This window comes from Burkholderia sp. Se-20378 (genome assembly GCF_017104665.1).
Lineage (GTDB): Bacteria > Pseudomonadota > Gammaproteobacteria > Burkholderiales > Burkholderiaceae > Burkholderia > Burkholderia lata.
This window is the reverse complement of the sequence record NZ_JAAGPG010000605.1, coordinates 1-4,937: the sequence shown is the minus strand read 5'-3', so window position 1 is coordinate 4,937 and position 4,937 is coordinate 1. Positions and strand designations below refer to the sequence as shown.

Genomic DNA, 4,937 nt, shown 5'->3' with positions numbered 1-4,937 from the left:
TCGGTTGTCGTGGTGTCGGCGGGGCGGGGCGGGTGTCGTGTACGCGCGCGTGCGCCCCGCGCCTTGCGCGTCCGCTCGGTAGGCCCGCCCAGTTCAAGCCGGGGCGGCGCGCCCTCGGGTGGGCGCTGTCCTGCGCGACAGTCAGGCCGGCGGCGCCGCGGGCAGGGCACGGGTTGCGGCCGCGTACGGCTATGGCGGTGACGGCGCCGCGCCGGCCGACTGGCAAGCGCAGCATCTCGTCGACACGACGCAGCAACTGCGCGAACTACTGCGCGATGTTGGGCTATAATGCTTGATCTTATCCGCGGGGGCGACCTGGTTTCGACAGGGGTTGTGAAGCGGCTAGGGCATGTCGAGGACCCGTCACCTCGTTAATCAATGGGAAAATCGTAACTGCAAACGACGATACGTTCGCACTGGCAGCCTAAGGGCCGCCGTCCTCTGCCTAGTTCACTGACGGGCTAGTGTCGCAAGACCGGTAGCAATACCGCCAGAGGTCATTTACGTCAGTTAAGCCCTGTCGGCGTCGCGACGCCAGGGTCGAAAATCTAGCGAATCGCCGTAGTGCAGCGTGTTCGTCCGCGTCGCTGCGGTTAAATCAAATGACCGAACTAAACATGTAGAACTAGTCGTGGAGCGCTTCTGGACGCGGGTTCGATTCCCGCCGCCTCCACCAAATTCCGCGCTCGCCGCACAAACCCCGCATGACGCAAGTCTGCGGGGTTTTTTGTTGCCGGCGAAACGCACGCGCCCTCTCCTTCCGAAAAAGCGCCCAGCCACGGGTGGGCCGGGCGGAATGCCACCGGACTTCCGGCGACAGGAGGTGACGGATGTCCTGCCGCGCCCGCGCAGTCATCGATCGCGCCAGGCAGCGGCCAGCCCGGGCGCCGCAGTGTCGGGCGCGACGCGTCGTCGCACCCGGCATTCACGCACGCCGGGCAATGCGCGGTTTAGCTGCCTCGATACAGCGACTTCATTTCTTCAGCGGTGGCCGGACGCACGCCCATTGCCCGCGAACCCGATGCCGATGCGCCCTGCGCCTGTGCGCCGTAACCGCTGGCGTCGGCGCCTTGCGCTTGCGCCAGCGCGCTGCGCTGTTGCTCTGCAACACGCGCCGTTGCAGCCTGGATTGCTTCCGGGTAATGCGGATCTTCACCGCGAGCGGAGTTGTAACCTGCCTGCTGCAGTTGGACCAGTTCGGCACGAACCTGCGCGCGGGTGATCGTGGAACCCGACTGGGCGAACGACACGACCGGGGCAACGAGAGCGGCAGCAACGACAACAGCTTGAACGAGCGACTTCATGATGACCTACCTCCAGATTTGTCTGTGTTCGCGGTGAACACCTTGTTCATCGCTGACAACCCGAAGTTTATGTAGGCGGATGCTTAAGAATAAGGCAGGTTTCTGGAAGACATCCTTCCTGATTTACGGGTTAACCCTATATCACCTGCCAGGCCGGCGATGCGCACGTGCGGACATCGCTCGGCATCGAATCGCAAGAAGATTCGCTGGAAAGCAAAAGCCCCGCGAAGCGGCAACGCTTCGCGGGGCTCGGACAGAATCGGAATCGTTCTGGATTCCTGCAGTTGCCGGTCAGACAGCCAGAGCGGTGCGCGGGCGCAATGCCCGCCCGTCGAACCGGTGCCGCATGACTATCGTGCGGACACGCCTGTCAGCCAGGTTACCGGCTATCCATCGGACACTTCAGGTTGCAGCCATTCGGATCACCCATGTCGCCCTTGCGACGCAAGGCCGACTTCTTGCCACTCTGATATTTCTGCGACGGCGCCGACGCTGCGAACGGCATCTGCGGATGCTCGTTCAGGCGAAACTGCTCGCTCAGGATACCGCCGGGCACACCAGGTGAATTCTGCGCGAGCGCAAACGGCGAAACAGCAGCCAGCAGCCCCGCGGTCAACGCTGCCGCGGCGAGGGGAACGGAAAATTTCATGGCGGGATGACGCTTGAATGGCGTGCTTGTTGGAACGTTGGTCAAGCGGCAAGCGTAGCGCAAATCCCCCGCTGCTGCATCGCGATGCGATCGCGCCCGCGTTACCGGGAATTGCCCGCGGGCACGCTTGCGCCGTCGCCGCCGGCCAGCCCCGCCGCGACACTCGTCAGCGTTCCGCACGCGGCCGGATCGTAGCCGTCGAGATGCGTGACGCGCTCGACGAAGCGCGCATCGCGCAACAGCGCCAGTACGCCGGCAAGCGGCCGCGCGTCGAGCCGCGCGCGTTCGCATGCAAAGTAATAGTCTTCGTCGACGACCGGGATGAAATCGAGCCCGAAATGATGGGCGGCCGGCTCGACGCCGAAGCCGAGATCGGCCATTCCGCTCGCGACGAACGCCGCGATCGCCGAATGCGTAAGTTCGGCCGACGCGTAGCCGTCGATGCGCTCGGGATCGATGCCGATCGCGCGCAGCGCAAGATCCAGCAGCATGCGCGTGCCCGACCCCGGCTGGCGATTGACGAAGCGGATGTCAGTGCGCGCGAGATCCGCGAGCCCGCGAACCTGTTTGGGGTTGCCACGCGGAACGAACAGCCCCTGCTGGCGCCGTGTCAGGTGGATCAGCACATGGCGCGTATCGTCGAGCCACGGCCGGTAGATCTGCGCGCACTGCGCGCGAAACGCGCCGCGCGGCAGATGAAAGCCTGCCAGGTCGCACTCGCCGCGCGCAAGCGCCTGCACGGCCTCGACGCTCTCGCGATACTTGATGTCGACAGCCGCCTGCGCATCGACGAGCGCGGAGACGAGCGTCGCGACCGCGTAGCCGTGCGACGCGTGGATGCGCACGGCGCCGTCGCGCTGCGCGAGCCGCCGGTTCAGGTCGCTCGCCACTTCGGCCGCCAGCGTGCGCAGGTTCCCGTCGAGCCGGCTGCGCGCGAGGCGCTGTGCATCGACGACGGCCTGCCCGAGCGCCGACAGCGTCGAGCCCTTGCCGCGCGCGGTTTCGATCAGTTCCCCGCCGATGCACGCCTCCAGCGCGCGCAGCATGCCCCACGCGTGCCGGTAGGACAGCCCTTTCGCTTGCGCGGCCTGCGCAATGCTGCCTGTATCGGCCACGAGCTCCAGCAAGGGTGCGACATCCGACAGGCTGGCCGCACGGCCAGCCGTGTCGCGTACGGTCAGATACGCGTCGCATTCGATTCGAATCAATTATGCACTCCGATTTCCTATTGCGACCGCCAAATCTTCCGCTTATCGTTGGTCAAAATCAATCAGAACGAAGTCGCGATGCGCACTATATGAATCTCGAGCGCATATGAGACTTTGGAGGAGCACAACTGATGTCCCCGAATTCCCAAGCGCCCGACGCGCTCGTCGAGCGCCATGCACGCGCCGGCCGGTCGCTCGTGGCGATCCTGCACGCGATCCAGGACGACGCCGGTTACGTGCCGCCAGGCTGCGTCGCGCCGCTCGCCCGCGCACTCAACCTGTCGCGCGCGGAAGTGCACGGCGTACTGACTTACTACCACCACTTCCGCACCGCGCCGCCCGCGCGCGTGACGATCCAGATGTGCCGCGCCGAAGCGTGCCGCAGCATGGGCTGCGAAGCGCTGGCCGCGCATGCGGAAGCCCGCACGGGCTGCCGGTTCGACGCGGCGCACGGCGATGCCGCCGATGCGCATGCGCCCGGTGACGTCGCGCTCGAATCGGTTTACTGCCTCGGGCTGTGTGCGCAGTCGCCGACGCTGACGGTCAACGGCGTGCTGCATGCCAAGGTCACGCCGGCGAAATTCGACGCGCTGCTTGCCGAGGCCGCCGACCACACCCCGGAGGCCGCATGACGACCCGCATCTACGTCCCGCGCGATTCGTCCGCACTGGCGCTCGGCGCCGATGCACTCGCCGCCGCGATTGCGGCGGAAGCCGAACTGCGCGGCGTCGCCGTCGAACTGGTCCGCAACGGTTCGCGCGGGCTGCTGTGGCTCGAGCCGCTCGTCGAGGTCGGCACGGCCGCCGGCCGCGTCGGCTATGCCAACCTGTCGGCCGCCGACGTGCCGGCCCTGTTCGACGCAAACTGGCTCGAAGGCGGCGCGCATCCGAGCGGCGTCGGCCTCGTCGACGCACTGCCCTATCTCGCGCGCCAGCAACGCCTCACGTTCGCACGCATCGGGCTGACCGATCCGCTGTCGATCGACGACTACCTGCAATACGAAGGCCTCGCCGGCCTGAAGAACGTACTCGCGCTCGACGGCGATACCGCGTGCGAAGCGCTGATCGAATCGGGGCTGCGCGGCCGCGGCGGTGCGGCGTTCCCGGCCGGCATCAAGTGGCGCACGGTCCGGCAAGCAAGCGCCACGCAGAAATACATCGTCTGCAATGCAGACGAAGGCGATTCGGGCACGTTCTCCGACCGCCTGATCATGGAGTGCGATCCGTACTGCCTGATCGAAGGGATGATCATCGCAGGCGTCGCGACCGGCGCGACGGTCGGCTACATCTACGTGCGCAGCGAATACCCGCACGCGATCGCCATGCTCGAAGCCGCGATCGTCCGCGCACGTGAAGCCGGCTGGCTCGGCGAGCATGTGCTCGGCTCCGCGCATGCGTTCGAGCTGCACGTCGCGAAAGGCGCGGGCTCGTACGTGTGCGGCGAGGAAACGGCGCTGCTCGAATCGCTCGAAGGCAAGCGCGGCGTCGTGCGCGCGAAACCGCCGCTGCCTGCGCTCGCCGGCCTGTACGGCCAGCCGACCGTCATCAACAACGTGATCACGCTCGCGACGGCGCCCGTGATCTTCGCGCGCGGCGCCGCGTTCTATCGCGACTACGGGATGGGCCGCTCGCGCGGCACGCTGCCGTTCCAGCTCGCGGGCAACATCCGCCACGGCGGCCTCGTCGAGCTCGCGTTCGGCGTCACGCTGCGCGAGCTGTTGTTCGACTTCGGCGGCGGCACGGCAAGCGGCCGGCCCGCCCGCGCCGCGCAGGTGGG

At 66.8% G+C, this 4,937-nt stretch carries 5 protein-coding genes, 1 other RNA gene and 1 pseudogene; 4 read left to right on the top strand and 3 right to left on the bottom strand.

What is annotated here, in order from left to right; translation table 11 throughout:
* Window positions 1–118 precede the first annotated feature (118 nt).
* Both G3N93_RS34675 and ssrA read left to right on the top strand, forming a co-directional pair.
* Window positions 119–289: pseudogene (locus G3N93_RS34675) on the top strand (phosphoglycolate phosphatase); the annotation flags it as partial.
* Window positions 290–306: 17 nt separating this feature from the next.
* Window positions 307–676, top strand: a transfer-messenger RNA (tmRNA) gene (gene ssrA, locus G3N93_RS34670).
* A gap of 274 nt (window positions 677–950) precedes the next feature.
* Here ssrA and G3N93_RS34665 read toward each other — a convergent pair.
* From G3N93_RS34665 to G3N93_RS34655, 3 genes are all read right to left on the bottom strand, one after another.
* A complete protein-coding gene (locus G3N93_RS34665; RefSeq protein WP_011351324.1) occupies window positions 951–1,304 on the bottom strand; it encodes a DUF4148 domain-containing protein in 354 nt (117 codons plus the stop codon).
* Window positions 1,305–1,683: 379 nt separating this feature from the next.
* Window positions 1,684–1,953: a hypothetical protein gene (locus tag G3N93_RS34660; protein WP_174944705.1), complete on the bottom strand. Its 270-nt coding sequence runs from the start codon at window positions 1,951–1,953 to the stop codon at window positions 1,684–1,686.
* 101 nt (window positions 1,954–2,054) lie between these two features.
* Complete coding sequence (locus tag G3N93_RS34655; protein WP_206134992.1) at window positions 2,055–3,161, bottom strand: substrate-binding domain-containing protein; 1,107 nt, start codon at window positions 3,159–3,161, stop codon at window positions 2,055–2,057.
* Window positions 3,162–3,292: 131 nt separating this feature from the next.
* Between G3N93_RS34655 and G3N93_RS34650 the strand changes: the two genes are divergently transcribed.
* Both G3N93_RS34650 and G3N93_RS34645 read left to right on the top strand, forming a co-directional pair.
* Window positions 3,293–3,793 carry an NAD(P)H-dependent oxidoreductase subunit E gene (locus G3N93_RS34650; RefSeq protein ID WP_206134991.1) on the top strand — a complete coding sequence of 167 codons (501 nt, stop codon included), beginning with the start codon at window positions 3,293–3,295 and terminating at the stop codon, window positions 3,791–3,793.
* A partial coding sequence (locus tag G3N93_RS34645) for an NADH-quinone oxidoreductase subunit NuoF (protein WP_206134990.1) occupies window positions 3,790–4,937 on the top strand: 1,148 nt, incomplete at its 3' end. The genes G3N93_RS34650 and G3N93_RS34645, both read left to right, overlap by 4 nt.

Coding starts and splice junctions, on each gene's coding strand:
- G3N93_RS34650 (WP_206134991.1), top strand. CDS start 3,293: ATGTCCCCGAATTCCCAAGCGCCCGACGCGCTCGTCGAGCGCCATGCA.
- G3N93_RS34665 (WP_011351324.1), bottom strand. CDS start 1,304: ATGAAGTCGCTCGTTCAAGCTGTTGTCGTTGCTGCCGCTCTCGTTGCC.
- G3N93_RS34660 (WP_174944705.1), bottom strand. CDS start 1,953: ATGAAATTTTCCGTTCCCCTCGCCGCGGCAGCGTTGACCGCGGGGCTG.